The 25,496-nt window shown below is 46.9% G+C and carries 22 protein-coding genes; 15 read left to right on the top strand and 7 right to left on the bottom strand.

Translation table 11 applies throughout. The features are described 5' to 3' along the window. Positions 1–10 precede the first annotated feature (10 nt). Positions 11–1,057 carry a nicotinate-nucleotide--dimethylbenzimidazole phosphoribosyltransferase gene (gene cobT, locus VC28_RS09160; protein WP_082191472.1) on the bottom strand — a complete coding sequence of 349 codons (1,047 nt, stop codon included), beginning with the start codon at positions 1,055–1,057 and terminating at the stop codon, positions 11–13. A gap of 173 nt (positions 1,058–1,230) precedes the next feature. Here cobT and VC28_RS09155 point away from each other — a divergent pair, with 173 nt between their 5' ends. From VC28_RS09155 to katG, 5 genes are all read left to right on the top strand, one after another. Beyond that, a complete protein-coding gene (locus VC28_RS09155; protein ID WP_049630370.1) occupies positions 1,231–2,421 on the top strand; it encodes an amino acid aminotransferase in 1,191 nt (396 codons plus the stop codon). A 70-nt stretch (positions 2,422–2,491) separates the two neighbouring features. After that, positions 2,492–3,994 (top strand): ATP-binding protein, encoded by a 1,503-nt coding sequence (locus VC28_RS09150; protein WP_049630369.1) that lies wholly within the window; start codon positions 2,492–2,494, stop codon positions 3,992–3,994. Further along, positions 3,994–4,719, top strand: a complete 726-nt coding sequence (locus VC28_RS09145; RefSeq protein ID WP_049630368.1) for a response regulator — start codon at positions 3,994–3,996, stop codon at positions 4,717–4,719. The genes VC28_RS09150 and VC28_RS09145 overlap by 1 nt, the downstream gene beginning before the upstream one ends. Positions 4,720–4,793: 74 nt before the next feature. After that, a complete protein-coding gene (locus VC28_RS09140; RefSeq protein WP_082191471.1) occupies positions 4,794–6,821 on the top strand; it encodes a potassium transporter Kup in 2,028 nt (675 codons plus the stop codon). Between the two features lie 301 nt (positions 6,822–7,122). Then, a complete protein-coding gene (gene katG, locus VC28_RS09135) occupies positions 7,123–9,306 on the top strand; it encodes a catalase/peroxidase HPI (protein ID WP_049630367.1) in 2,184 nt (727 codons plus the stop codon). 96 nt (positions 9,307–9,402) lie between these two features. Here the strand turns inward: katG and VC28_RS09130 are convergent, their stop codons facing one another. Further along, entirely contained in the window at positions 9,403–10,089 is a 687-nt protein-coding gene (locus tag VC28_RS09130; protein ID WP_053094179.1) for a mechanosensitive ion channel domain-containing protein, read from the bottom strand. Between the two features lie 62 nt (positions 10,090–10,151). Between VC28_RS09130 and VC28_RS09125 the strand changes: the two genes are divergently transcribed. Beyond that, positions 10,152–10,910, top strand: coding sequence for a glycerophosphodiester phosphodiesterase (locus VC28_RS09125; protein WP_231591689.1), 759 nt, complete (start codon positions 10,152–10,154; stop codon positions 10,908–10,910). 35 nt (positions 10,911–10,945) lie between these two features. Further along, the gene (locus VC28_RS09120; RefSeq protein ID WP_049630366.1) at positions 10,946–12,304 is read left to right on the top strand and encodes a glycoside hydrolase family 2 TIM barrel-domain containing protein; all 1,359 of its coding nucleotides are present in this window, start codon (positions 10,946–10,948) and stop codon (positions 12,302–12,304) included. A 47-nt stretch (positions 12,305–12,351) separates the two neighbouring features. Here VC28_RS09120 and rnk read toward each other — a convergent pair whose 3' ends face one another. Next, on the bottom strand, positions 12,352–12,738 hold the full coding sequence (rnk, locus tag VC28_RS09115; protein WP_049630365.1) for a nucleoside diphosphate kinase regulator: 387 nt from the start codon (positions 12,736–12,738) through the stop codon (positions 12,352–12,354). Between the two features lie 79 nt (positions 12,739–12,817). After that, positions 12,818–12,976 (bottom strand): hypothetical protein, encoded by a 159-nt coding sequence (locus VC28_RS19725; protein ID WP_156184310.1) that lies wholly within the window; start codon positions 12,974–12,976, stop codon positions 12,818–12,820. Between the two features lie 84 nt (positions 12,977–13,060). On the opposite strand from VC28_RS19725, the gene VC28_RS09110 reads away from it, so the two are divergent. Beyond that, positions 13,061–14,137, top strand: coding sequence for an SGNH/GDSL hydrolase family protein (locus VC28_RS09110; RefSeq protein ID WP_082191470.1), 1,077 nt, complete (start codon positions 13,061–13,063; stop codon positions 14,135–14,137). Positions 14,138–14,262: 125 nt separating this feature from the next. On the opposite strand, the gene lpxL is transcribed toward VC28_RS09110, so the two are convergent. The 3 genes from lpxL to VC28_RS09095 all read right to left on the bottom strand — a co-directional run bounded on the left by lpxL (position 14,263) and on the right by VC28_RS09095 (position 17,387). Then, a complete protein-coding gene (lpxL, locus tag VC28_RS09105) occupies positions 14,263–15,213 on the bottom strand; it encodes an LpxL/LpxP family Kdo(2)-lipid IV(A) lauroyl/palmitoleoyl acyltransferase (protein ID WP_049630364.1) in 951 nt (316 codons plus the stop codon). Between the two features lie 78 nt (positions 15,214–15,291). Then, positions 15,292–16,434: an endo-1,4-beta-xylanase gene (locus VC28_RS09100; protein WP_231591688.1), complete on the bottom strand. Its 1,143-nt coding sequence runs from the start codon at positions 16,432–16,434 to the stop codon at positions 15,292–15,294. 53 nt (positions 16,435–16,487) lie between these two features. Beyond that, complete coding sequence (locus VC28_RS09095) at positions 16,488–17,387, bottom strand: type 2 periplasmic-binding domain-containing protein (RefSeq protein WP_049630363.1); 900 nt, start codon at positions 17,385–17,387, stop codon at positions 16,488–16,490. A gap of 307 nt (positions 17,388–17,694) precedes the next feature. On the opposite strand from VC28_RS09095, the gene VC28_RS09090 reads away from it, so the two are divergent. From VC28_RS09090 to VC28_RS09060, 7 genes are all read left to right on the top strand, one after another. Then, complete coding sequence (locus VC28_RS09090; protein WP_231591687.1) at positions 17,695–19,908, top strand: alpha-glucuronidase family glycosyl hydrolase; 2,214 nt, start codon at positions 17,695–17,697, stop codon at positions 19,906–19,908. Between the two features lie 270 nt (positions 19,909–20,178). Further along, a complete protein-coding gene (locus VC28_RS09085) occupies positions 20,179–21,084 on the top strand; it encodes a hypothetical protein (RefSeq protein ID WP_049630362.1) in 906 nt (301 codons plus the stop codon). 119 nt (positions 21,085–21,203) lie between these two features. After that, positions 21,204–21,530 carry a hypothetical protein gene (locus tag VC28_RS09080; RefSeq protein WP_156184309.1) on the top strand — a complete coding sequence of 109 codons (327 nt, stop codon included), beginning with the start codon at positions 21,204–21,206 and terminating at the stop codon, positions 21,528–21,530. Between the two features lie 111 nt (positions 21,531–21,641). Beyond that, positions 21,642–22,049: a GNAT family N-acetyltransferase gene (locus VC28_RS09075; RefSeq protein WP_049630360.1), complete on the top strand. Its 408-nt coding sequence runs from the start codon at positions 21,642–21,644 to the stop codon at positions 22,047–22,049. Positions 22,050–22,457: 408 nt separating this feature from the next. Continuing rightward, entirely contained in the window at positions 22,458–23,351 is an 894-nt protein-coding gene (locus tag VC28_RS09070; RefSeq protein ID WP_049630359.1) for a poly(ethylene terephthalate) hydrolase family protein, read from the top strand. 444 nt (positions 23,352–23,795) lie between these two features. Further along, on the top strand, positions 23,796–24,785 hold the full coding sequence (locus VC28_RS09065; protein WP_197085503.1) for a sensor histidine kinase: 990 nt from the start codon (positions 23,796–23,798) through the stop codon (positions 24,783–24,785). Continuing rightward, the gene (locus VC28_RS09060; protein WP_049630357.1) at positions 24,766–25,482 is read left to right on the top strand and encodes a LytR/AlgR family response regulator transcription factor; all 717 of its coding nucleotides are present in this window, start codon (positions 24,766–24,768) and stop codon (positions 25,480–25,482) included. Before VC28_RS09065 ends, VC28_RS09060 begins: the two co-directional genes overlap by 20 nt. The last annotated feature ends 14 nt before the right edge of the window (positions 25,483–25,496 follow it).

Genomic DNA, 25,496 nt, shown 5'->3' with positions numbered 1-25,496 from the left:
GATCACAGGATTACACTTTTACACCTGCGCTCTCAAACGTCGCCATCTGATTATAAAAACTCACGGCGGCCTGGATAATTGGCATTGCAAGCGCAGCACCGGTTCCTTCGCCTAAACGCAATCCCAAATTTAATAACGGTTTTGCATCCAACAAACGCAGCATTAGTTGATGACCTGCTTCTTCCGATTCATGCGCGAAAATCATGTAGTCGCGCGCGTTAGGGTTAAATTGCACAGCGAGTAATGCAGCCGCCGTGACGATAAACCCATCCACCACAATCAAACGGCCCGCTTGCGCCGTGGCGAGCATGGCACCGCAAATTTGCGCGATTTCAAAACCGCCCACTTCACACAAAATAGTGAGTGGCGATTTATCTTCAATACGCGCAACCGCTTGCGTTACTAGTGCAATTTTTTTGGTGAGCTGTTCTGGATTGATACCAGTGCCAAGGCCAACGCAACGCTCAACCGCTTCGCCACTGACGGCGGCAAGAATGGCGGCGGCAGAGCTGCTGTTGCCAATGCCCATTTCACCGAATGCCAATAAATTAGAGCCCGCCGCTATTTCTGCTTCGGCCAATTCTTTTCCGAGCCTGAGCGCGTGTTGTGCTTGCGCTACTGTCATCGCTGGTTCATTGGCAAAGTTGCGCGTACCGGCGGCAATGCGTTGCAGAATCAATGCAGAAGGCGCGGGTTTTATTTCGTATTTTATGCCGGCATCAATCACTTTTAACGGCAAATGATTGGTGCGGCAAAAACAGTTGATGGCAGCTCCACCGGCTAAAAAATTTTGCACCATTTGCTGGGTGACGCTGCTGGGGGCGATGCTTACGCCTTCGTCGGCAATACCGTGGTCGGCGGCGAATACCAGCATCAGTGGGCGCTCGATACTTAACCGCTTGCGCCCTTGCACAAGCGCAATCTGCAGTGCGAGTTGCTCCAGTTGGCCGAGTGCGCCCAGTGGTTTGGTTTTTTGGTCGATGTGCTGCTGGATATCGGCGCTGGCAGCGCGGTTTACCGGTGCGATCTGCCAGTCGGCTTGCCAATCAAACGTCATAAATAATGTCCTTGTGTCAGGGGTGTGCAACTTACCACATACGCTGTTTGTTTATGCTGGCATCGGCATTAACGCGGCGTATAATCGCCGCCAGTTTTCAAGCGGCACCCCATTTGTTGCCGCGCCTTGTTGTCCGCACTTAACGTCTTTTTGTATCGCCTTTGGAGCCAGCCATGTTTGAAGTTCTGCCTTTATTGCCCAACGACCCGATCCTCGGGTTGAGTATCGCCTACGCAAATGACACTAATCCGCAAAAAGTGGATTTGGGCGTGGGCGTGTACAAGAACGATGCAGGCGTGACCCCGATTATGAAAGCCGTGGCCGAAGCGGAAAAACTGCGTATCCAGCGCGATACCACCAAAGCCTACACCCCGCCAGCGGGTGTTCCGGGTGCGAATGAAGTGTCTACTCGTTTGGTATTTGGCGCAGTGCATGCGGCGGTAGAAGCAGGGCGCGTGCGCACCGTGCAAGCCCCCGGTGGCTGTGGTGCCTTGCGTGTGGCGGCGGAGCTGATCCAACGCGCAAAACCCGGTGCAAACCTGTGGGTGAGCACACCGACCTGGGCAAACCACATCCCTTTACTGGGCAGCGCCGGTTTGAAGCTGCGCGAATATCCTTACTACGACTACGCCAGCCACAGCATTGATTTTGTGGCGATGATGGCGACTATCAACGAAATTCCACGCGGCGATTTGGTGTTGCTGCACGCCTGCTGCCACAACCCCAGCGGTGCGGATTTAACCCGCGCGCAATGGGATCAAGTGGCCGATGTACTGGTTGAGCGCGGCATCATTCCGTTTGTGGACATGGCCTACCAGGGCTTTGGTGAGGGCTTGGAGGAAGACGCTTATGGCCTGCGCATGTTGGCGAATCGCGTGCCGGAAATGATCGTCGCCAACTCCTTCTCCAAAAACTTTGGTTTATACCGCGAGCGCGCGGCCAGCCTGAGTTTGGTATTTGCCGATACCCAGCAAGCTGATGCCGGTTTTAGCCAATTGCTGAACGTCGCGCGCGGTATCTACTCCATGCCCCCAGCCCACGGCTCGACGATTGTCGACATCATCCTGCACAGCGATGAGTTGACCCAGATGTGGCAAAGCGAACTCACCCAAATGCGCCAACGCATCGCCGGTTTGCGCAGCCATTTGGTGGAATCGCTGAACGGATTGCAGCAAGCGCGCGATTTCAGTTTTATCGCCCAAGAGCGCGGCATGTTCTCGTTTTTAGGCTTGACCGTTGAGCAGGTGCGCAAATTAAAAAGCGATTACAGCATTTACATGACCGACACCAGCCGCATCAGTGTGGCGGGTTTGACTACCGAAAAAATGGATTACGTCGCCAAGGCGATTGTGGCGGTGCTGTAGTTTTTCTGCGGGAAGCATTTTCCCGCAATCCTTACGCGCTCCTTACGGCGGTACTGCTAAGCTCTCGCCTATGAACGCCTTCTTTTCATCACAACACCTGACACGCTATGCGACAGGCCTTGCCATCTGGGGGATTGGATGGTGCCTGTTGCTGTTGTTGGATTCGCATTTCGATGTTGCCAATCTGGGTTTGGTGTTGGTGCTTATCTCCGCCATTGGCGCGCTCTGGTTGCCGTTGAGCCTTACCCTCGCCATCAGTCTGGTAGCGGTGATGGCGTTTAACTGGAATTTCGTTCCACCGCGCGGCACCTTTGCAATCGATCTTCACCAGCATGCGTTTTTGTTGTTGGCGTTAGTGGTCGTCAACCTGATTGTGGCGGGCTTGATGGTATCGCTGCGCGAGCAAACCCGCCGTGCACGCGCCCATGCTGAGGCGGCTGATGCGTTGCGACGGTGGGGGGATCAACTGCGCGATACGAAAGCGCCCGTCGAATTGCTGGATGAGTTGCAAAAACAACTGACACAGCTGAGCGGATTTCCTGTTGTTATGTTGATCGATAGCGTCAGTGGCACCACGCATTTATCAACCGACCCGGCACAATTAACGCGTGAGCAATCTGATGCTTTGCGCCACTGCAAAGAGAGTAACCAGGCCATTGGCCCAGGCAGCGGCCGCTATCAGGAATTGTTAAATCTCTATTTGCCGTTGCGCGGAAAAAATCAGGCGGGTGGTGCGGTGATGCTTGATGCAAGCTTAATTCAGCAGCATGACGTGTTTGCTCAGGCGCAAGCCTTGTGTGATCAAATGGGAGCTGCACTGGAGCGCCAGAAAATTGTGGAAGATGAGCAGCGCGCGCGCGATCAAGTGCAATCGCAAAATTTGCGCAATACCTTTCTCGCCGCTATTTCTCACGATTACCGCACGCCACTTGCGACTATTATGACTTCTGCTTCGTCGCTCATCGAACAGAATGAGCGCTTGTCATTTGAAGCGCGCCAACAATTAACGCAGCGTATTTTGGATGAAGCTGATCGCCTGCGTCGCCAGACCAGCAATATGTTACAGCTCGCGCGTTTAGATGGCATTCAAGCGGTTGGTGCTGCGATTAAAGCGGATTGGCAATCAGCGGAAGACATTATTGGCAGTGTCTTACAGCGTATACCTGCAGATCATCAAACGCAGATTGAAACCTACATTCAAACGGATTTGCCGTTACTGTGGGGCGATGCTCTATTGTTAACGCAGCTGCTGGAAAACTTAATCGATAATGCCATTAAGTACGGTCCTAAAGAGGGCGCAATAAAATTGATAGCACGCGTGGATCAGCAAATGCTGGTGCTTGCAGTAGAAGATCAAGGCAGAGGAATTGCGCAAAACGATTTTGAACAACTGTTGGAAAATTTTCAGCGTGGCGATCATCGGCAATCAGGCGCTGGTGTTGGGCTGGCTCTGTGCCGAGCCATAGTGCGCGCGCATGGCGGAGAATTTGTGCATTGCATTACTGCACAGGGGGCGTGCTTTGAATGCCGCTTACCGGTACATACTCAACCTGCAATATCTGGAGAAGTTTGATGAGTTTGCGTTTGTTGTTGGTAGAAGATGACCGTGAACTTTGCGCGACGCTGCGCTCAGCGTTAATGCTTGAAGGTTATGAGGTTATCACTGCTGCCAGTTTGTCGGAAGCTAGCGCAATCTATATACAAACACAGGTGGATGGCGAATATAAAACCCAAGCCTTTGATTTAATTTTGTTGGATCTTGGGTTGCCAGATGGTGACGGCAGCGAGTTTCTTAATCGTTTGCGCCGCCGTCAAAACATGCCGGTGATTATTGTTTCGGCGCGTGAAACGGATGGACAAAAAATTCAATTGTTGGATGCTGGCGCGGATGATTATTTGGTAAAACCATTCAGTGTCGGTGAATTGTTAGCGCGCATCCGTGTGGCGATGCGGCATCGCGGCGCGCATCTGCGTCCGGCGATTACACGTTACGAATATGCTGATGTGTACGTCGATCTGGTCAGTCATAAGGTGAGTAAAAAAGGCAAGGCTGTTCATCTCACACCGACGGAATTTCATTTGCTTGCACGCTTGGTACGCAGTGCCGGACAAGTGGTCAGCCATCGGCATTTATTAGTGGATGTGTGGGGGCAGGAATACTCGGACCACACCCATTACTTGCGTTTGTATATGGGGCAATTGCGCGCAAAGCTGGAGCGAAATCCCGCGCGCCCTGAATTTTTGCTGACCGAACCCGGAATCGGTTATCGCGTGTTGGATAACACCTGCGCAGAGTGATTCACTGCATACTTATGCGATCCTGATGTCGGGTTGCACATACTGCGTGTGTTTTCATTGCACAGGTAGTTGTTATGACAGTTCCATCAAATTCCACTTCACCAGATTTCCCTTCACCAGATTTAACTTCATCAGATTCTGCACCATCAGGCGCTGCTTCATCCATCGTAAAAACCGACGCAGCGCATGTCGCGGAAAAAAGTCATCCGCAAAAACACTCTCCTGCCAAGCTCTCTCCGGCGAAGCAAAGTCTTGCGGCACTGACGCTCGCTGCAATCGGTGTTGTGTATGGTGATATCGGCACGAGTCCGCTTTACACGGTGAAGGAAATTTTTTCACCGGCAACCGGTATTCCTTTAGATGCAACGCATATTGTCGGTGCTGTTTCCACCATTTTTTGGGCGTTGATGTTGGTGGTAACGCTCAAGTATGTGTTGTTAATTTTACGTGCTGATAATCGTGGTGAAGGTGGTTCACTCGCGTTGACCGCACTCGCTGCACAAACAGCGCAAAAACATTCTTCATTACGTCGCTGGATTCTGTTGATCGGTTTATTTGGCGCAACGCTGTTTTATGGCGATAGCATTATTACACCGGCGATTTCTGTGCTGGGTGCAATGGAGGGATTAGAGGTCGCAACGCCAGCGCTTAAACCATTAGTGGTGCCGATAACCTTGGCCATTTTAGTCAGTTTGTTTTTGGTGCAGCGTTTTGGAACCGGTGCAATGGGAAAAGTGTTTGGGCCGATTGTCACTGTGTGGTTTTCAATGTTGGCGATATCCGGTGTTGCGCACATTATTGCGCAACCGGCAATTCTCGCTGCATTAAATCCATTGGAGGCTTGGCAATTTATGAGTGGCCGCGGCTGGTTGGTTTTTGCAGCTGTGGGTGCGATTGTGCTGGCGTTGACGGGTGCAGAAGCGCTTTATGCCGATATGGGGCATTTTGGCCGCAAGCCTATCCAACTGGCGTGGACATTTTTGGTATTTCCATCACTCGCACTTAATTACATGGGGCAGGGCGCGTTACTGCTGGCAGATCCCTCGGCTATTGCCAATCCATTTTATAAATTGTTTCCACAAACGTTAATTTGGCCTGCGTTGATCATTGCAACACTCGCAGCCATTATTGCATCGCAAGCCGTTATTTCCGGTGCTTATTCTATGACGCGCCAAGCTATCCAGTTGGGCTTTTTACCGCGCATGGCCGTGCAGCACACCTCTGCACGCGAGGCCGGGCAAATTTATATGCCTGCGGTGAATTGGATGTTGTTGGCCGGTGTGATCGCCGTCGTTTTATTTTTTGGTAGTTCTTCTGGTCTTGCCGGTGCTTACGGTATTGCCGTCACCGTCACCATGGCGACCACCACGCTGCTAACGTTTTTTGTCGTGCGTGGCCGCTGGAAATTACCCTTGCCTATTGCGTTGGGCGCAACGGTATTTTTTCTGGCGGTGGATATTTTCCTGATCGCAGGTTGTGCGCTGAAATTTTTTGATGGAGGTTGGTTTTCGTTATTGGTTGCCGCCTTGTTATTTTTAGTGATGAGCACCTGGCAGCGTGGCCGCGTTATTGTGATGCAATCCATCCACAGCGATGGCGTGGAATTGAAACCGTTTTTGCAAACGCTACGTCCTGCTGAGATCCAGCGCGCGGCGCGCACCGCCATTTACATGGTGGCTGATCCAACCACAGTTCCCCAAGCCTTGCTCCATAATTTAAAACACAATCAGGTATTGCATGAGCGCAACTTGATCCTCACCGTACACTTTCATGACGCTCCCTGGGTGAATGAGTCCGAGCGTGTACAGATTGAAGCATTGGGCAATAGTTTTTGGCGAGTGACACTGAATTTTGGTTTTATGGATGCACCCGATGTGCCACGCGCGCTGACATTATGTGAACAATACGGCTTGCCGATCCCGCAGTTCCAGACCAGTTATTTTTTAAGCCGAGAATCGATTGTTTCCACACCGGGTGGTGGAATGGCACCCTGGCGCGAGCGATTATTCTCTGCGATGACACGTAATGCAGGGGGTGTGGTGGAGTTCTTCCGCTTGCCCGACAACGCGGTGATCGAATTGGGTACAAGAGTGCAAATTTAACCTTTGAACACAGGGGCGACATTCATCGCCCCTGTGTTCTTTGTCATGAGGTGTTGAATTTTTTTCAAATTAAAACGTCCGTTGTAACAATCACTGCTTATAAATCCCTTTTACTACCCAGTATTTATGCGGGTGTCTCCTTGTATAATTTTTTACTATCGATTCCAGTGTAAATATAAATTTAACTAATTAATGAGTTTTGGACTAAGGTTGTCTTGTCTGCGCGATATGCGCTTCGCTATTTCAACTACAGGTTAACTTTCCACATTCAGGTTAACTATCACACGCACAGGAGAAACACATGGATAAGACATCATCTGCTGGTAAATGCCCCGTTATGCACGGCAGCAATACTGCATCGAGTAACTCCAATACGGCCTGGTGGCCGAATGCCTTGAATCTGGACATCCTTCATCAACACGACCGCAAAACCAACCCGCTCGGCGATGATTTCAACTACGCCGAGGCGTTTAAATCCCTCGATCTGGAAGCCGTTAAAAGCGACCTTAAAGCCCTGATGACTGACAGCCAGGATTGGTGGCCCGCCGACTGGGGTCATTACGGTGGCCTGTTTATTCGTATGGCTTGGCACTCTGCCGGTAGCTACCGTATTGCCGATGGCCGCGGCGGCGCAGGTACCGGTAACCAACGTTTTGCGCCACTGAATAGTTGGCCGGACAACGGCAACCTGGACAAAGCCCGCCGCCTGTTGTGGCCGATCAAAAAGAAATACGGCAACAAACTTTCATGGGCGGATTTAATGATCCTCGCGGGCAATATGGCCTACGAATCCATGGGTTTGAAAACCTTTGGTTTTGCTGGTGGTCGCGAAGATATTTGGCATCCTGAAAAAGATATTTACTGGGGCTCAGAGAAAGAGTGGCTAGCAAAAAGCGGTGGTGAAGGCACCCGCTACTCTGGGCAACGTGATTTAGAGAACCCACTTGCGGCGGTGATGATGGGTTTGATTTATGTGAATCCGGAAGGTGTAGATGGCAATCCCGATCCACAAAAAACCGCGAACGATATTCGCATCACCTTCGCACGCATGGCGATGAACGATGAAGAAACCGTCGCCCTCACCGCCGGTGGCCACACCGTGGGTAAAGCGCACGGCAACGGCAGCGCGGCGAACCTGGGGCCAGAGCCGGAAGCGGCCGATGTGGAAGAGCAGGGCTTGGGTTGGAACAATCACAAAACCCGCGGTATTGGCCGTGATACCGTCACCAGTGGTATTGAAGGTGCATGGACTACAAATCCTACTCAATGGGATAACGGTTATTTCGACATGTTGTTAAACCACGAGTGGGAGCTGACCAAAAGCCCCGCCGGTGCATGGCAGTGGAAACCGGTAAACATCAAAGAGGAAGACAAACCGGTCGATGTGGAAGATCCATCAATTCGCTGTATGCCCTTGATGACCGATGCCGATATGGCGATGAAAGTAGACCCTGAATATCGCAAAATTTCCGAGCGTTTCCACAAAGACCCTGCGTATTTCTCGGAAGTGTTTGCGCGCGCCTGGTTTAAATTAACCCATCGCGATTTGGGGCCAAAGGCACGTTATTTGGGTGCCGATGTGCCGGCTGAAGATTTGATTTGGCAAGACCCGGTTCCTGCGGTGGATTACACCCTGAGCGATGCAGAAATTGCCGATTTGAAAGCCAAAATTCTTGCCAGTGGTTTGAGTGTGTCTGACTTGGTGGCAACGGCGTGGGACAGTGCCCGCACGTTCCGCGGTTCGGATTTCCGCGGTGGTGCCAACGGTGCACGTATTCGCCTTGCGCCACAAAAAGATTGGGAAGGAAATGAGCCTGCGCGCTTGCAAAAAGTGCTGGGGGTGTTGGCAGGAATTCAATCGGGCTTGAGCAAAAAAGTCAGCATTGCCGATTTAATTGTGCTGGGTGGAACAGCAGCGGTTGAAAAAGCGGCTAAAGATGCCGGTGTGAATATTACGGTGCCTTTTGCTGCAGGCCGTGGCGACGCGACTGATGCGCAGACCGATGCAGAATCTTTTGCGCCGCTTGAGCCTGTGCATGATGGTTTCCGCAACTGGACCAAAAAAGATTATGTGGTACAACCGGAAGAAATGCTGCTCGACCGCGCGCAACTAATGGGTTTAACCGCGCCGGAAATGACCGTATTAATCGGCGGCATGCGTGTACTGGGCACCAATCATGGCGGCAGTAAACACGGTGTGTTTACCGATAAAGTGGGCGTATTAAGCAATGACTTTTTCGTCAACCTGACCGACATGAGTTACCAGTGGAAACCTACCGGTAAAAACTCCTACAACATTGTTGAACGCAACACCGGCAATGTGAAATGGACGGCTACACGGGTAGATCTGGTGTTTGGTTCCAACTCGATTTTACGCTCTTATGCGGAAGTCTATGCACAAGACGATAACCGCGAGAAGTTCGTAAAAGACTTCGTAAATGCCTGGGTAAAAGTGATGAACGCAGACCGTTTTGATCTGAAATAATCACCGGTGTAGTCAATAAAAAAACGGGCGATGATTATTCATCGCCCGTTTTTTTAGTGTGTGCTTTCTGGATGTAAAAATTTTACGTGGAGCGCACTACTGTTGCTGACGCAATTTTTCCGGATTAGGGTTGTCCGCCATACTCATTTGCTCCACTGCCAAACGCTCGCGTTCATGGGCGTTTTCGGTAATGGCTTCTTGTAGTGGGTGATCAATTTTTAATACTGCTTTTTGTAAAATCAACGTGTTCGGGTAGGTAATTAAATTGCCGTCTTCCCGCTTTAGAATCACATGGAACATACTGATTTCTACAATGTCACCGCGCATGTCGTCATCTTTGTCCAACACTTTTATCCGGTCACCGACTTTATAAGGAAAACCGAAGAAAATAATCATACTGGCAGTAACGTTACTTAGAATCGACCATTGTGCGAACAGTGCAATTCCCACAACTGCAAAAATAGAGGATAGAAACACAGAGATTTCACTGTACCCCAAACCTAAAATCAGGCACATCACCACAATGCAGCAAAACACCATACCGATATTCATCAGGCGGGTAATGTAAAGCACGCGCAAATCGCCTAATGCGCGGCGCACGCTGATGTCATGAATGATTTTATTGAGCAATTTGGCAGCAAAATAAAATCCCGCCAGGCAGAAAAAAACAATTAATAACTTTGAAAAAATACTATGGCTGATAATTTCTTCAATACGGGGAAAACTATCCACAAAACTATTCACTTTGACACCTTTATTGATGATTCTGACAGTGACTGCCATACTCCAGCAATCACCTGAATAAGTGCACCATTATACCGCGTGCTTAACTGAACGAGTGCTTTATGAATCCATTACCGATGATTTCATCACCTGCCAATGGCTTATTGTGTGTTGCCCACCGCGGAGGTCCGGAGGTAGGCGGGATTTCATTACCGGAAAACAGTCTGGCGGCGATTGCGCGCGCCCTGACGCTGGGTGTTTATGCGGTCGAGATCGATGTATTTCAAGTTGAAGGCGAGTTGTTTGTCACCCATGACCACCATCTGGGGCGGGTCGTTTCAGGGCAAGGAATTATTACCGAGTTACCACTGTCATATTTGCGTGCGCAACGTTTGGAGAATGGTGAGCCAATGCCAACCCTGTGGCAAGTGCTTGAGCTGATAGGCGATAAATGCGTATTGAATATTGAGATAAAAGGCGCTGATAGTGTATCTGCAGTAGCAAAGGTGTTGCGCGATTATATTTCCAGCTATCAAGGCACTTATGAGCAATACATCATTTCCAGCTTTGATCATGCGCAATTGTATCAATCGCTGCAGCAGCTACCGGAAGTAAAGCGCGGTGTTCTGATTGAGAAGAAAGCCTCATTGACATCGGCGGCATGTTGCGAGCCACTGAAAGCCTATTCATTTAATACACATCACAGTTTTATTACACCTGAATTAGTTCAGGATGCGAACAAGCGTGGATTGAAAAATTGGGTATACACAGTGAATCGCGAAAAAGAGTGGGAAAAAATGCAAACGATTGGCGTTGATGCAGTATTCACCGACAAGCCGGATCAACTCATTGCGTTTAACCAACAAAGACATAATCAATAATAATCTGAATTTAATTGGCCAAGAGAAATTCCACTATGCGCGCATCCACTTTTTTTGTCGTCTTTTCTGTGTTGTCTTTAATGCTATTGGCAGGCTGCAACAATACATCGACATCGATTAATTCGGAATTATCTGCCACTGCACAAGCCTCTGCGACAGCAACTGGCCAATCTGCTGCCCAAAATGCCATTCCGGTGACGCTGGAAAATAATGATGGGCACTACCAAATTTATCGCGGCGGAAAACCCTATTTTATTTTAGGTGCAGGCGGAACCAGCCAGCCGGAATTGTTGGCGGCCAGTGGCGGCAATTCCATGCGCACCTGGAGCACAGATAACGCCCAAGAGATTCTCGACCGCGCCCATGCCGCGGGTTTGAGTGTGATGTTGGGCTTGCGGATCGGTCACGAGCGTCACGGGTTTGATTACAACGATGAAGCCGCCGTTGCCGCGCAAAAAGAATATGTATTGAACGAAGTGAAAAAATACAAAGATCACCCCGCTGTACTTGCATGGGGAATCGGCAATGAAGTGGATTTATTTTATACCAATACCAAAGTCTGGTACGCGATTGAAGATATCGCGCGCAACATCCAGCAAATCGATCCGAATCATTTGGTCACTACCGTCACTGCGGGTATCGATGCTGAAAAAGCACGCTTGATTATGGAGCGCGTCCCGAGTATCGATTATTTGAGTGTGAATATTTACGGCGGCCTGGAAACCTTGCCAGCAACATTACGCGAAGTGGGTTGGAAAGGTGCCTATGTTGTGACTGAATGGGGACCCACTGGCCATTGGCAAATTGCCAAAACAAAATGGAATGTACCCATCGAACAAACCAGCACTGAAAAAGCCGCGTCTTATCGCGAGCGCTACAACGCCGGTGTGTTAGGTGCCCCTGGAAAGGCATTGGGTTCCTATGCATTTTTATGGGGACAAAAACAGGAAACTACGCCGACATGGTACGGTTTGTTTTTGGAATCCGGTGAGGCAACTGAAGTGGTCGATTCAATGCAATATCTGTGGACGGGTAAATGGCCAGAGCATCGCGCGCCTTCTATCCGCAGTTTTACGATCGACGGAAAAAAAGCGCTCGACAGTATTTATTTGAAATCCGGTAAAACCTATAAAGTGGTGTTGGATGCATTCCATCCTAACAATGAAGCGTTTCACATCCGCTGGGAAGTATTGCCCGAAAGTACCGACATTCGCGCCGGCGGTGATCCGGAAAAACGCCCTGTTGCAGTTCCCGGTTTGATCGCGAGCGATAATGGAAAGGGTGTAATGGAATTTGTGGCTCCCGCAAAAACCGGCGCTTACCGGTTATTTGGTTATGTCACCAATGATTACAAACGCGCAGCGGTCGCCAACGTGCCTTTTTATGTGCATTAACCGTAATTATTAATGCACATGATGGCGCAAGACAACCGCAATACATTTTATTGCGGTTGTTTTACTGCAATCACTTTTAATCGGCGGAATTTTCCTTGCGGGATTGGCCATTCAATGGCACCGCCGAGTGATAATCCAATCAGTGCACTACCCACAGGTGACAGTATCGATATTTTCAGTTGGTTAATATCGGCCTCTTGTGGATAAACCAATTGCACAGTTTTTTCCTCTTTTGAATCTATATCGGAAAATGTGACGAGTGAATTCATTGTCACTGTATTTTTGGGTAAATCAGTAGTATCAACCACTTTGGCGCGGCTGATTTCCTCATCCAGCGCATCCGCTGCGCTGGTGTCTGTTTTTTCAATAAGCTGCATTAAATGCGTGTAATCAACGGTTGAAATAATCAATTCGCTAGTGCTTTTGCCGCTCATAAATTTCTCCAATAGATAAATATTGGCCTGCAATAGCGGCCAATCTGATAATAAAAAAATTGAAAATGAAACAGGTGGTTTAAGGGCGATTAAGTGGTAAAAAACTTAATCGCCAAATACGACGAAGGCGCAAAAAGTCTTTGGCTTTTGCGTGCAAAAAGAAGTGGTCGTGTGAAGTGCGTGTTTGCTGTTCATGGATAAACCATAACAAGGCTTTGCCGCTTTGGCAATACATCATCCGTTCTCTCATTTACTGTAGCAAAGCCCATAAATATGATTTAATAATTGCACAGTTGTTTAACTCATTCTCACAGGGATCAACATGAAAAGAATTGCAATGTTATTGTTAAGTATTGTCAGTTTTTATGTGGCTGCAGAACCCGTGCAGCTAATACCTGCGGATAATCCGCACTACCTTTATACCGGGCGCATTGATTTTGCTAATAAAAAAGCCCCCGGTATTTCATGGCCTGGAACCAGCATTAAAGCTAATTTCACCGGTACATCATTGGCAATTACGCTGGACGACCAATCAGGTAAAAATTATTTCAATGTGTTTATTGATGGTGAAACCCAACACCCTTATGTGCTGGAAGCAAAAAAAGGCGAGCAGACTTATGTAATTAGCACGGCATTAAAGCCGGGCAATCACAGTGTAGAAATTTATAAGCGTACAGAAGGTGAGGAAGGCGCAACCATATTCAAAGGGCTGATGCTGGATACCAATGCAACACTTTTGACACCGCCTGCACGCCCCACACGCCGTATAGAAATTTATGGTGATTCCATTACCTCTGGTGCTGGCAACGAAGGCGCTGACAATGGTGTAGATCATCTGCTGAGTGAGAAAAATAATTATTGGGCTTATGGTGCAATTACCGCGCGTAATTTAAATGCCGAGCTGCATACTATTTCGCAAAGTGGCATTGGCATTATGATCAGCTGGTTTCCGTTTATTATGCCGCAGTTTTATGACCAGCTCAGCGCAGTGGGTGATAACGATTCGAAATGGGATTTCACGCAATGGACGCCAGATGTCGTGGTCATCAATTTATTGCAAAACGACAGCTGGTTGATCGATCGTGAAAAACGTTTGCAGCCAGTGCCAAGCGATGCCCAGCGTGTGCAAGCCTATATCGATCTTGTCCGCACGATTCGCGCAAAATATCCCAATGTTCCCATCATCTGTGCGCTCGGTAGTATGGATGCAACCGCGACATCCAAATGGCCGGATTACATTACCACCGCAGTGGCGCGCATGAAAAAAGAAAACAATGACCAAAAACTGGATACCATTTTCTTTGAGTTCACCGGTTACGGTGGGCACCCCCGTATCGCGCAAAACAAGGCGAATGCCGAAAAGTTAACAGCATTTATCAAACAGAAAATGAATTGGTAAATCACTGATTGATTTAAAACGTCATTTCCGCTCGCTGCAATCCATAGGTTTTAAGGCTGACAAATAGACTCCCGCGAGCGGGAGTGACGGCGAATACACATAACCAATTTCAGAAATTGATGTGTTCATTTTTTCTTTTTTGCGTAAATGTGTGCTTCCCCATTCGGGCGCGATTTAAAGCGCCGGTGCACCCACAAATATTGATCCGGCTGCTTGCGGATAATCTGCTCGATAAGCTGGTTAATCCGCGTGACATCGGCAAGGTCGTCGCCGCTGGGGAAGTTATCCAACGCAGGGCTAAGCTCGATCCGATAGTGACCATCGGCGTTGCGATAGTGTGAAAACAGAATAACCTGCGCATCACCTAATTTCGCAAAGCGTGCAGTTCCCGGAACGGTTGCGGCGGCAATGCCAAAGAAGGGCGCAAAAATACTGTGTTTGATTCCGTAATCCTGATCTGGTGCGTACCATACAACATGCCCGGCTTGCAGGTTGCGCACAAGTTTGCGTGTTTCTACCGTAATAATAGATTCGCCATTAAAACCTTCTCGCGCTTTTACCAACATATACGCTAACAGTGGATTTGGGTCTTGCCGGTAAAGGATGTCGAATTTGCAATGCTGCGCAAGCATGCGCCCGCATATATCCATGGTGGTCATATGGCATCCCACCAGCAATACGCCTTTGCCTTGTTGTTGTGCTGCGCGAATATGTTCCAATCCAATAATATGATGGTGTTGTGCAAGGGATTTAGTGCGCCCCCAGAGTGCGACAGCGCTTTCAAAAAAACTGATGCCACAGGATTCAATAACCGCGCGCACCAGCGCCTGCCGTTCATTGTCGGTCAGTTCAGGAAAACATAGGCGCAGGTTGGTGTCGGCAATGCGTTTGCGGCTGGGGACGATATGAAATAACAATTGCCCCAGTTTTTTGCCCAGCGCAATATTCATGCGTATGGGGAGCTGTGCGATTGCCATTAGGCACCCGAGCATTAGCCAGGTTGGCCAATAACGTGGGCCTAAAAATGACCAGCGAAATACTGGAGGAAGATGTTTTGCGTGAGGAGTTTTTTTCATTGCTATTGTAAGCCTGCGATGGAGATCGCAAGCCTACAACAACCGGAGCACTCTAGTCAGTATTTTCCAGGCAATACACTATCGTTTCAAATCCAGCAAACGGAAGTAAGCGCTTTTGGGGGATTGGTTGCGGTCAAACAGCAACGGATAATTGGTGCGGCCTCTGATGGGGAAATTATTCAGCCAGCTTGCATCATCACTTACACCCCAGAAAGTCACGCGGTCAACTTTATCGCGATGCTTGATCAGAATCTTAAATAAATTTTCATAGGCTTTTGCAAGTTGCTCATCAATTTCTTTCGGTAAACCTTGGATGTAAGGATCGCGCTCGGGTTTGTATTCAAAACGGGTAGAAATTTCTGCAACCGGCAAATTCCACACAGAAGGTAATACATCAATATCCAACTCGGTGAGGTGAATGCGTAAACCCAGTGCAGAATAGGCAAGGATACTGTCTTCAAAATTTTTCATGTCGGATGCAATACCCACATGCGCCTGCATTCCCAAACCATGAACAGGCACACCGCGTTTTTGTAAGCGTTTTAGCATCCCAATCGTGGCATCGCGTTTGCCTTGTTGCTCATTGTTGTAATCGTTGTACATCAAATGTGCTTTAGGGTCGGTTTCATGAGCCAGATTGAATGCGTTCACTAAAAAGTCATCGCCCATGATGTTATACCAGTGGCTGGTACGCATTTTATTGTCATCGCCCACTGCTTCATTTATGACATCCCAGGCAGCGATTTTACCTTTGTAGCGATCAACCAGAGTGGTGATATGCTCTTGCTGTTTTTTCGCTAACGCCTCTTTTGAGATGTAAGAGCCATCTTTGTTTTTAAATACACTTTCGGGAATCTGACTGTGCCAGCCCAATGTGTGGCCGACGATGTGCATTTTGTGCTGCACGCCGAAGTTGACAAATGCATCGCTGTCTTGCCATTTCCAGCTGTCATCTTCATTGCGCACTTCTTCCCATTTCTGACAGTTTTCAGCGGTGATGGAATTAAATTCTTTGGTGATCAGCGCAATGAGTTTTGGGTCCTGCTTGGCGACAATACCTGCATTCAACGCGGCACCAATCAAAAAATCCTCTTTATAAGCTTCTTTTAATCCGGTTGCTTCAGCGGCTTTTTGTGCAGCTTGTAATTTTGCGCTAGCGATCATTGCCGCCGTAACGCCGCTCATAGCGAGTAGGCCTCTGCGCGATATAGAAATGGTCATGGTGATTGTTCCTCTCGTTATAGTCTCTGGTGTGCAGCGATAGTGTTGTTGTGTTATTCAATAGCGGAAACTGAATTCATTGCCTGCACCACATCATCAGGAATAGCTTGTGGATCAAACCACAGCTCCGGTCTGTCAGTTGGCGTTTCTTTGGAAAGCAAAGGGTTATCCAGTTTGAATAATGTGCGGTTTTGCATGTTGGCTTTTTGCATAACATCTTGAATGGCTTTATCGCCATAAAACACTTTGTCGAATTCGCCGTTAGCAATGGCGCGTTCAAAACCAACTTCCAAATCTTTAGCGAGTGTTTGGTTATCCGGTGCAACAAATAAATAAAAAGGCATGCGGTAATACAGCAGTAACTTTTTTTCTACCGCTAACTCCAGTTCAGGGCGCGATTCCAACTCACCAAAAGGTTCATGTACGCCACGGGGAAAACCATCAAAACGGCCGCCTTCCACCATATGAAACAAACTGGGGTATTTATTGGTTTTAATCACGGTAAAACCATTAGCTTCCAGAATTCTGCCGTCCGCCCAGGTGCGCCCTTGGCCTACTGTCAGTTTTTTCAAATCAGCCAGTGTCTGTACCTTGTCGAATTTGGCTTGATCATTTTTATTGATAATAAAAATGCGATAGCCCAATAAGCCTTTAAACAAAGGGATGCGGATGGGGCGCAGTTGGGATTCAATGTCGCTATCAGAAGAGGCCCAGCACACATCCAGCAATCCTTTACTGCGAACTTCTTCGTTGGTGCGGGTTTGCGTATAGTTTTCGCTGCTGACTTCAACCCGGTAGTCGGGATTGTCGCTATGGGCAATGGCCAGTTTGAGCATTTTGATCGCGTAAGCGGCATTAGGGTCGCTGTAATCGTTTACCCGAATTACGTTGTTTGCCGCTGCAAGCTGCATAGGAAGCAAGCTGATAACAGATAAGATTATGATTTTTATCATTTTTCTACCAAGGCTGTGGTGAGCGATATGCTCTTTACATTTATTGAATTGTATTCTTGTATGCCAGTGTTATATTTGAAGTGACTATAAGTTAGTGTGACTATAAGACTGTGTCAATCAAAAAAGTAACCTTCCTGATATAAGTGCTTAAAAAGTGCTAGAAGTGCTAAAAGTGCAGAGGGGCGAGCGAGTAGTGTTTTGAAAAATTCGAATTAAAAATTCGTTAAAAATTAAAAACGTTATAAAAAAGCAAAAAATTTTTAAAGAAATGCAGAACAAAAAAAGAAAAACTACAGTGGAGAATTGTGTGACCAGAAATTTTTTCCCCCGATTATTATTGTTGTGTGTATGCCTGACGAGCTCTATTGCGTCGTTGAGTCACGCTGAAGATGGTTATGACATGTGGTTGCGCTACCAGCCGATTGCCGATGAGCAGCTGCGCAAAACCTACGCACAACAGATTACACAGATAGTGGTAGAGGGTAGCTCGCCGACGCTTCGGGTTGCTGCTACAGAGTTGGAGCGTGGGTTAGGTGGATTATTTAATAAGCCAGTGAGTGCTAAGCAGGGTGCAGTGAAATCCTTAGCTAAATCCACGCTGGTAATAGGTACTCCTAAAAACTCCCCGCTCATTGCATCGCTACAGTTAACCGAGCGACTTTCTGTGTTGGGTAATGAAGGTTATTTACTGGAAAAAACACGCATCAATAAACGCGATGTGTTTATTATCGCCGCCAATTCCGATGTGGGTGTACTTTATGGCAGCTTTCATTTTTTGCGTTTGATTCAAACACAGCAATCGTTAGAAAAATTATCCATTACCAGTGCGCCCAAGTTGCAACACCGTGTGGTAAACCATTGGGATAATTTAAACCGCGTGATAGAGCGTGGTTATGCCGGTCTATCATTATGGGATTGGGGCACCTTGCCGGATTACAAAGCGCAACGTTATACCGATTATGCGCGCATTAATGCATCGCTCGGTATTAATGGCACAGTGATCAATAATGTAAATGCTGACCCACGCGTGTTGAGCGACCAATTCCTGCAAAAAATTGCGGCATTAGCCGATGTATTTCGCCCTTATGGCATCAAGCTATATTTATCGATTAACTACAATTCGCCGCGTGCATTTGGCGATTTGGATACCGCTGACCCGCTTGATCCACGCGTTGCGCAATGGTGGCAAGAGCGCACGAAAAAAGTTTATGAATATATTCCGGATTTTGGTGGCTATTTGGTCAAAGCCAACTCGGAAGGGCAGCCTGGCCCACAAGACTACAAACGCAACCATGCCGATGGTGCCAATATGCTGGCCGCTGCATTAAAGCCTTACGGCGGCGTTGTATTTTGGCGAGCATTTGTGTACAGCCCGGACATAGAAGACCGCTTTCGCGGCGCTTACGATGAATTCAAATCGCTCGATGGAAAATTTGCAGAGAACGTGATCTTGCAAGTTAAAAATGGTCCCATCGATTTCCAGCCGCGCGAACCCTATTCGCCGTTGTTTTCTGCCATGCAAAAAACCAACATGATGATGGAATTCCAAGTCACGCAAGAATATTTTGGTTTTGCCACTCACCTTGCGTATCAGGGAACCTTGTTTGAAGAATCATTAAAGACCGATACTTTTGTAAAAGGTGAAGGCTCAACTATTGGCAATATTTTGGAAGGAAAAGTATTTTCCACCAAGCACACAGGAATGGCCGCAGTGATTAACCCGGGCACTGACCGCAATTGGACAGGGCATCCTTTTGTGCAATCCAGTTGGTATGCATTCGGGCGTATGGCGTGGGACCATACAATTTCCGCTGAAACCGCAGCCGAAGAATGGTTGCGCATGACGTTTTCCAATAATGAAAAATTTATCGAATCCACCAAAAAAATCATGCTGCTTTCGCGCGAAGCGGGTGTGAATTATCGCTCGCCATTAGGTTTGACCCATTTATATTCACAAGGCGATCACTATGGTCCCGCTCCCTGGTTATCCAATCAGGAACGTCCGGATTGGACTGCGGTTTATTATCATCGCGCCAGCAAAGACGGCATCGGCTTTGACCGCACGCAATCAGGCTCCAATGCAATCGCGCAGTATCCTGAAACACTTACCAAACAATACGGCGATGTAAAAACCGTACCGGAAGAATTAATGCTGTGGTTCCATCGCGTCAGTTGGGATCATAAAATGCAATCCGGCCGCAGCTTGTGGGACGAGTTAGTTCACAAATATTACGAAGGAGTAGAGCAGGTGCGCACCATGCAGCGCGAGTGGGAACAACAGCGCGACTACATCGATGCTGAACGCTTCGCGCAAGTTAAAGCGCTGTTACAAATTCAAGAGCGCGATGCCGTTATTTGGGGGGACTCCTGTGTCCTGTATTTCCAAACCTTCTCAGGCAAACCCATACCCGCAGGCTACGAACAACCCAAGCATGATCTGGAACACTACAAAACGCTCGCCCGCACCCGCTACGTACCAGAACCCTGGCACCCCGCAAGCTCAAGCCGTGTATTGAAGTAGCCCATTATTCACAACTAAATATTTCCTCTCTCAGAAAAGATAAAGGCGGCCACATTAGCCGCCTTTATCGTTTTTTGTCTCACCACCAACGCAGATTTCCCACCTTTAATCCTACTAAAAAATTGGAAAACCCACCGCAAGGCCTGTAATGGCGCGTAATCCAGGGCTGTGTTATAAAACACTATTCAAAAGCTTGGATGGAAAAGCTCCAGCGTAAAATGTGGAAGTTTTTCGCTCTAAAATATAGTTAACCCTCATTAGGGATATAGCATGTTCACAAAATTACCTCCTAATGTTTCAGTGCCTATGTTTTTCATCTTAATGACATTTGTATTGTTATACAGATTTCTCTTTGGGAGCGTAGTTGGAATACTTTTGTGCTGCATTGCACTATACAAGTTAAGTGGGTTCCTGTTCGGAGTCGATCCACTTAATTTCGATGAGCTGATGATGTGGCTGGTTACGCAAGGGGAAACTACAAAAGCGGCTGTTCTGAGCTCTGTAATAACTGTGATAGGTTTTTTAATCGCGTACGCAACAGCAACATCAAACTGGAAAGCCCAGTTGTTAGCTAATATGAAAATTCAAGCCGCAGGTGAAATTGAGGTTTTCTTCGCTGAATGTTCAAGATTGTCTACTGACTGCAGTTTGTACGCGGAAGCTTTGGTAGAAGCCGTGGATAAGATTCAGAAGGATTGTGCTCTTGATGATGCGGTATTTTTGGCACATTACAACAGAGAGCAGAGTCAAATATTCATACAAAAAAGGCAGCGCCTTGTTTCAATGGGTATCGATGTGCATCGAATTCACGGGAAGTATGGCGCGTTGCTGCTGTCATCGCCTGGATTGAAAGCAGAGCTTGATTCTGCAACAAAAGCATTAACTAATATCATTGATAAAGTTTGGATAAATGTCCCATTCCATGTGCAGGGTGACCAAAATGTCATTCAGACATTTGTAAATCAGGTGAGTGTAGTAGATTGCATTTCTTTGAAGAATGCTGTTGAGAAAAATTCTAGTGAGCTCAGTTTTGCATCTGGCGGCTTGCGCGGAAATTTAATGTCAACTGTCGTAGGATTCAATTTTTGGACTATTTTTAATTTGTATAAAGAGAGAAGTGATTTTAGTAACACAATAAAGGAAAGATTCATTAGGCGGCAAAAAAATGATTTATGAGGCAATAGATACGCGGCAGCTAAATTGTGCAATATTTTGTGGTTTTGTTGCGTAAAAGTATTACAGAAAGCTGATACCAAAATTCTTCTGTTTCCATGATTTTAGAGCAAGGTAGCAAAGTGAAAAAATTAATTTTCATTATTTTAGCTGCATTTTTATTGAGTTGCGCAACAGCTCAAAAAGGGAATTATTGTGCCTTGGTGTCCGATGGTGACGGATGGACTGAAATTTCCAAACCGCAAGGTATAGAGCAGAGTACCACTTGGTATAGCGGGCGTTTTATATTGTGGTATAAAAATCCTTCGGGACATGTATTGGCTTGCGAGCGGGAATATAAAGACCCTGTTTGTTTTACTGCAGGGACTATATATATTCAAAAGAATGGAAAATGGGAAAAAACGGATGGTGATGAAATTATAGTGTGTACGGGGAGTGTAAAACTATAACAAAGCGCACTAATGCCGCGTAACCGTTCAGTGGAGATTGCGTAAGGATGGCACCCTGTTAGTTTAAAATCTTTTGGTGCGTGATAAGTTTAATGTTAATAGGTTATTCATATGGATATAGAAATCGAAGTAAACGGTACAATTGAAGAGCAGGAAGTAATTGAATTGTATCGCTTGAACAACTGGTCATCTGCTGAAAAACCTGATCAGCTTTTACCTGCGTTGAGAAATTCCCACACTTTGGTCACTGCCAGAGCTTCAGGTTTATTGGTTGGTATTGCCAACGCTATTTCTGATGGTCATTTGGTTGTCTATTATCCGCATTTGCTTGTTCACCCCGATTTTCACCGGAAAGGAATAGGTAGAAAACTGGTTGAGGCAATGAATGCTATTTACGGAAATTTTCACCAGCAAATGCTAACAGCCGACGGCGAGGCCATTGAATTTTATAAAGCTGTCGGATTTGTTCGTGCTGGCAAAACAGAACCTATGTGGATTTATGCAGGAACAGAACATTAGTACGAACAAGCGACTGTGGTAAGAGTCAATACCTAAAACGTTGATCAGTTCTTATCAGCGCAGGTACCATCTCCACAATCAAAAAATTAAAGCGATTGCTGAGTCAAAAAAATAACAAGTGGTCAAATATCCAAGTCATTTTTATCCGATTTTACCCATATAAAAATTATCAAGCTTTACAAGAATTATCATTTCTGCGTGGCTATTTCAATTGTCTTATTTTAAGATGATGCTGGCTTTATTCGTGCGCAGTGCGATAAAGCCAATAATAAAAAATTGACCTCGAAGATGCATCCCTTAAAAGATTCTTACAAAAAAACGGCGAAATCATGATTGGGTTAATGCAGCTTTTTATCAGTATTGCATTAACTTCATCTTAATTATTAAACCTGACTTTAGGGAAATACCATGAAGGCAATTAGCTATATTTTTCTGTGCTTAATGTTGTTGTCTGTACCATCGTTTGCGCAAACAGTTGAATCGAGAGTTATTGAAAAGGGCGGTGCCGGGCAGCATAGCGCCATTATGCTTAAAGACGCTTCATTACCTACACATACTATTTTCAGACCAAGTAATATCGATAAATTTACCGGTAAAAAAAGCTTGCCGTTGATCGTGTGGGGGAATGGTGCTTGTTTTGATTCGCCTTGGGAGCATGTCAATTTTTTAAATGAAATTGCATCACAAGGGTATATGGTGATTGCAACGGGTGTTATCCCGAAAGAAACCGGTGAACAAGTCAAAGAGCGATCAACATCAGCAAAATTGCGTGCTGCAATTGATTGGGCAGTTGCGCAGAACGCTAATAAAGACAGCGGCTATTTCAAGAAAATCGATACTAAAAATATCGCTGTAGCAGGCATGTCATGCGGTGGCTTGCAAGCATTGGAAGTGGCGGATGATCCCAGAATTAAAACCTTGGTAGTGGCGAACAGCGGAATTTTTATTGATGCTGTGCGTGGCAATGCCATGCCGATGATGCCGCAACTGGTAAAAGACGATCTTAAAAAAATCCATACCCCAACACTGTATCTACTCGGTGGCCCTTCCGATATCGCCTATAAAAACGGGATGGATGATGTAGAAAAAATTAACCATGTTCCAGTGTTCGTCGGCAACTTGGATGTTGGGCATGGCGGAACCTATGCACAACCGTTCGGCGGTGATTTTGCCAAAGTGGCAACCGAGTGGTTTAACTGGCAGTTGAAAGGTGACAAAAAAGCCAAGACATTCTTTACCGGTAACCCTCCGGGTATTTCCAATATGCAAGGGTGGAGCTTCGCCAAAAAGAATATGCACTAGGCCGTTTAATTCAGCTCAGTTTACTCAATCTAATCCAGACAATGCACTCTGGGCTCTCTCTGGTTTAAGAGCCCAGTCTCTTTTTTTTGCCATTCATACATCCCATCCGCCGCTCGGCATTTTACGCAACATCGCCGCTCCAGGCAGAGGCAGAATGAGTGTTGAATGAATAGGTGCATGAAGATGCGACAGCACAACAGCACGATAGAGTCCTGCAGTGTAAACCCTTGACCATTTTCAATCTGTCAGGTGGATCGCTGCTGGGTACGCTGGTGTGTATGATCGCTGACATCTCATGTGGATAAAAAACCGGGTGCTATGATGCCGTTTACATTTTTCCCGCACAGTCGTCGATTTTGGGCTTACCACATTCTGTTGACGGTACTTGTGTTTACCTTACTTACTGCTCTGGCTATCGCTTTTCAGCACCCCAGGTTGATCTATGTGAATATCGGTGCTGGATTCATTATCGTTTTACTTTTTACACTGGCTGTCTTGCTGTTTCGGTATTGGTACAACACCAAACAATGGTATTTGCTATCCAGCGGTAAACATCTCGCTGTATGTTTTGGTGCGGCTCTAATTATATCCGCTGTTCTTACAGCGCTTTGGTTTGCCTTATTGGTTTCACTGTTCCTCGATTCATTGATGAACCCGGAGTTATTGCAAGAGCGAGGGCTAACCGAAGCGCGTGTAGTTGCTCATTTTTTTATTAATAACACGGTAGTCAATATGGCGCTTCTGTGTGGATGGATGTTCATTTACACAACAATGAAGTCCGGGCAGCGCGCGGATCGCCATGAGATTGAAAATCTGCATTTGCAAAACACGCTTAAAGAGGCGCAGCTAACCAGCCTCACCAATCAGTTGAATCCACACTTTTTATTTAATGCATTAAATAATATTCGATTTATGATCCACGAAAATCCTGATCATGCAGATCATATGGTCACAACACTGGCGGATTTGTTGCGCTATTCCTTGGTCACCAACCAATGCGAAAAAGTGAGCATCGAGCAGGAGCTCGCGATGGTAAACCATCAATTAGCCATTTGCGCCTTGCAGATGGAGCACCGCCTGGATGCGAGGATCGATGTGCCCGCCGCATTACTGAAGTGCAGTATCCCGCCAATGGTTTTACAAATGCTGGTGGAGAACGCATTAAAGCATGGCATTGATCACCTTGATGATGTATCAACCCTGCATATACAAGGGATACAAAAAAATAATGAAATACGTTTTACGATTAGCAACCCCGTACCTGAGCAAGCTCCTCCCGTTCCCGGCACAGGAACCGGACATAAAAATATAAAGAAGCGGTTGGCCATACTCTATGGCGACAAAGCAGGTTTGCAGGTTGAAAGCCGCGTTGGATTATTTTCCGTTACCTTACATTTTCCAATGGAATATCACTATGAAAGCGCTAGTCATTGAAGATTCCCGGCTGGCCCGTGAAGGTTTGTGCCGGATGCTTGAGCGCTTTCCGGAACTGGACGTTGTGGGTCAAGCAAAAACCGCTGTGCAGGCACGGGAACTGATTGATAAACACCAGCCTGATGTTTTGTTTTTGGATATTCACATGCCCGGCGAAAGCGGGCTGGAATTACTTCAATCACTCACTAGCACGCCAAAAATAATTTTTACTACGGCTTATGCGGAATATGCCATTAATTCGTTTGACTATCCGACCGTGGATTTTCTGCTCAAGCCAATTAGCCATGAACGCCTTGCAAAATCCATTGAAAAGTTGAGCGCAGAGGAAAGCCCTTCAGCCCAACATCTTCCCGAAAGAGTACTTAAAGAAAACAGCAAAATATTTATCAAGGATAATGATGAATGCCATTTGATTTCGCTTTCTGACATTGTTTACATCGAAAGCTGTAAGAACTATGTCTGCGCTTTTTTTAATGGAAAAAAGGCATTTATTCGCAAGAACATGGCTGCTCTGGAGCAGACCTTGCCGAGAGCAATTTTTTTCCGCGCAAGCCGTCAGTTTATTGTGAACTTAAATCGGATCGATCAAATAAAGCCGGGCGTTAGCGAAGGGTATGATCTTGTTATGGAAGACGGCAAGCGGGTGGAAGTCTCCCGGCGCAATGCGGCTGAGCTCAAGGATCGACTGAGTATTTAGTGGTTTTTCTGGTG

Origin of the sequence: Cellvibrio sp. pealriver (genome assembly GCF_001183545.1) — a bacterium.
Classification (GTDB): domain Bacteria; phylum Pseudomonadota; class Gammaproteobacteria; order Pseudomonadales; family Cellvibrionaceae; genus Cellvibrio.
This window is presented reverse-complemented; position numbering and strand designations above follow the sequence as displayed.

What these genes read in the sequence shown, in the direction of transcription:
- cobT (WP_082191472.1), bottom strand. Translation starts at nt 1,057, where the DNA reads ATGACGTTTGATTGGCAAGCCGACTGGCAGATCGCACCGGTAAACCGC.
- VC28_RS09155 (WP_049630370.1), top strand. Translation starts at nt 1,231, where the DNA reads ATGTTTGAAGTTCTGCCTTTATTGCCCAACGACCCGATCCTCGGGTTG.
- VC28_RS09150 (WP_049630369.1), top strand. Translation starts at nt 2,492, where the DNA reads ATGAACGCCTTCTTTTCATCACAACACCTGACACGCTATGCGACAGGC.
- VC28_RS09145 (WP_049630368.1), top strand. Translation starts at nt 3,994, where the DNA reads ATGAGTTTGCGTTTGTTGTTGGTAGAAGATGACCGTGAACTTTGCGCG.
- VC28_RS09140 (WP_082191471.1), top strand. Translation starts at nt 4,794, where the DNA reads ATGACAGTTCCATCAAATTCCACTTCACCAGATTTCCCTTCACCAGAT.
- katG (WP_049630367.1), top strand. Translation starts at nt 7,123, where the DNA reads ATGGATAAGACATCATCTGCTGGTAAATGCCCCGTTATGCACGGCAGC.
- VC28_RS09130 (WP_053094179.1), bottom strand. Translation starts at nt 10,089, where the DNA reads ATGGCAGTCACTGTCAGAATCATCAATAAAGGTGTCAAAGTGAATAGT.
- VC28_RS09125 (WP_231591689.1), top strand. Translation starts at nt 10,152, where the DNA reads ATGAATCCATTACCGATGATTTCATCACCTGCCAATGGCTTATTGTGT.
- VC28_RS09120 (WP_049630366.1), top strand. Translation starts at nt 10,946, where the DNA reads ATGCGCGCATCCACTTTTTTTGTCGTCTTTTCTGTGTTGTCTTTAATG.
- rnk (WP_049630365.1), bottom strand. Translation starts at nt 12,738, where the DNA reads ATGAGCGGCAAAAGCACTAGCGAATTGATTATTTCAACCGTTGATTAC.
- VC28_RS19725 (WP_156184310.1), bottom strand. Translation starts at nt 12,976, where the DNA reads ATGATGTATTGCCAAAGCGGCAAAGCCTTGTTATGGTTTATCCATGAA.
- VC28_RS09110 (WP_082191470.1), top strand. Translation starts at nt 13,061, where the DNA reads ATGAAAAGAATTGCAATGTTATTGTTAAGTATTGTCAGTTTTTATGTG.
- lpxL (WP_049630364.1), bottom strand. Translation starts at nt 15,213, where the DNA reads ATGAAAAAAACTCCTCACGCAAAACATCTTCCTCCAGTATTTCGCTGG.
- VC28_RS09100 (WP_231591688.1), bottom strand. Translation starts at nt 16,434, where the DNA reads ATGACCATTTCTATATCGCGCAGAGGCCTACTCGCTATGAGCGGCGTT.
- VC28_RS09095 (WP_049630363.1), bottom strand. Translation starts at nt 17,387, where the DNA reads ATGATAAAAATCATAATCTTATCTGTTATCAGCTTGCTTCCTATGCAG.
- VC28_RS09085 (WP_049630362.1), top strand. Translation starts at nt 20,179, where the DNA reads ATGTTCACAAAATTACCTCCTAATGTTTCAGTGCCTATGTTTTTCATC.
- VC28_RS09075 (WP_049630360.1), top strand. Translation starts at nt 21,642, where the DNA reads ATGGATATAGAAATCGAAGTAAACGGTACAATTGAAGAGCAGGAAGTA.
- VC28_RS09070 (WP_049630359.1), top strand. Translation starts at nt 22,458, where the DNA reads ATGAAGGCAATTAGCTATATTTTTCTGTGCTTAATGTTGTTGTCTGTA.
- VC28_RS09060 (WP_049630357.1), top strand. Translation starts at nt 24,766, where the DNA reads ATGAAAGCGCTAGTCATTGAAGATTCCCGGCTGGCCCGTGAAGGTTTG.